Raw genomic sequence first — 1,323 nt, 5'->3', positions numbered from 1 at the left:
TCCCCTGTCCCTCCTGCGTTCAATGCAGAAGGGAAATAGGTGGCCGGATTTTACTCCGCCCGCGGCCGGACTATCCCGCCGCTACCGTGGCCGGTTTTTGCACCGCCGCTCTCAGTCGGGCAATCTGACTTGGCCAAGGGGTTTGATGATGCCAGGTTGCAGGTTTGAGACATCGCCACATGTAGCATGGATGTGCCACCCCACAACGGGGTGGTTCCCATGATACTCGAACCGCGCGAGCATCCGCGTATCCTTGGGCAGCTTCTCCGAGAGGACCGCCTGAAACTCCGGGAGGGATTTGTGGTAAGCTGCGAGCACGATGAATGAGAGCCCGAGCGCATCGAAACAGACTGTCCCCCAGCGCCACATTCTGGTGAGGGGGAATGCGCCTCCTCTCTTGCCGCTCATGGGGAAGTCTGTCCGTCTGATCTTGTCATCAGACCACTTCCCCCAAGTGATGTTTGCCTTCGGAGATTTAATGATCTGTGAAATATCCACGGAACGATCTGCCTGCTATGATCGCCCAAATCAGCAAGATCATCGCCACGGAGTCAACGCTCATGCGTGATACTCAATCTCAACGCGAACGCTTCGAGCAAACCGCCAGAGAGCTAGGCGTCGAGCTTGACGAGGAAAAGCTGAAGGATGCTTTGCGGCGTATGGGGTATCATGATACCATCGCACGCGATGAGAAACCCACCGACCCCGACAAGGCTGAATAGGGTTATCCGCTGGCTCCTACTTTCGCCGCCAGCGGTATGGGCTGCGTCGGCTGGCGTGCGGCTGCGTGCCGCCCAGGTTGAGGCGATCCTGCCTAGCTGCGATGGCGCTGAAGCCACGTCCAAGCGCGACTGAAGCCTTGCCCGTCGAACCACGGTCCGAGTTCCAGCACGAGGATGGAGTCCTGATTTCGGAATGCGGTGCTCCCGACAAATCGCTCCCGTAGGAAACGAAGGTCGTCATTCGGAACCTGTAGGAACCACCCGAACAGGTCGGCGCTCGGGGACCGGAACACCTGCTCGAATTCGCCTTTGGATGCAGACTTGGCGATCTCAAGAAGTCGCGGAACATCCTCGCGGATGCGGTCGATTGATACCGTTCCGCCAAGCTGGATCATCACGCAAACGCGCATCGAAGCCCCCTGTGATTCCGGAGGGCATCATGCCCGCGCAGGCTTCAGCGGGCAACGTGTTTGCAAGGTATATAATCGCCCTTCAAAGGGGAGGGTTATTGCGGGTGTCCAGCTCTTCGTCGGCTCGCAGGCAGGCGGGAAGACCGCCGCGATCGCTTACACGAACTCCTCCCTTGGCGCTGGACCCGATA

The 1,323-nt window shown here is 58.9% G+C and carries 3 protein-coding genes; 1 reads left to right on the top strand and 2 read right to left on the bottom strand.

Annotated features, from left to right (window positions below):
- Nucleotides 1-111: 111 nt before the first annotated feature.
- On the bottom strand, nucleotides 112-408 hold the full coding sequence (locus ACLJK8_RS22760) for a hypothetical protein (RefSeq protein ID WP_413152683.1): 297 nt from the start codon (nucleotides 406-408) through the stop codon (nucleotides 112-114).
- Between the two features lie 77 nt (nucleotides 409-485).
- Between ACLJK8_RS22760 and ACLJK8_RS22755 the strand changes: the two genes are divergently transcribed.
- Entirely contained in the window at nucleotides 486-722 is a 237-nt protein-coding gene (locus tag ACLJK8_RS22755; RefSeq protein ID WP_413152682.1) for a hypothetical protein, read from the top strand.
- A gap of 92 nt (nucleotides 723-814) precedes the next feature.
- Here ACLJK8_RS22755 and ACLJK8_RS22750 read toward each other — a convergent pair whose 3' ends face one another.
- A complete protein-coding gene (locus tag ACLJK8_RS22750; protein ID WP_413152681.1) occupies nucleotides 815-1,120 on the bottom strand; it encodes a hypothetical protein in 306 nt (101 codons plus the stop codon).
- Nucleotides 1,121-1,323: the final 203 nt, after the last annotated feature.

This window comes from Amaricoccus sp. W119, from assembly GCF_047275745.1.
Taxonomy (GTDB): Bacteria; Pseudomonadota; Alphaproteobacteria; order Rhodobacterales; family Rhodobacteraceae; genus Amaricoccus.
The sequence above is the reverse complement of the archived record's forward strand: the minus strand, read 5'-3'. Positions and strand labels throughout refer to the sequence as shown.

Excerpts from the sequence above, each read along its gene's own strand:
- ACLJK8_RS22760 (WP_413152683.1), bottom strand. The coding sequence starts at position 408 with ATGAGCGGCAAGAGAGGAGGCGCATTCCCCCTCACCAGAATGTGGCGC.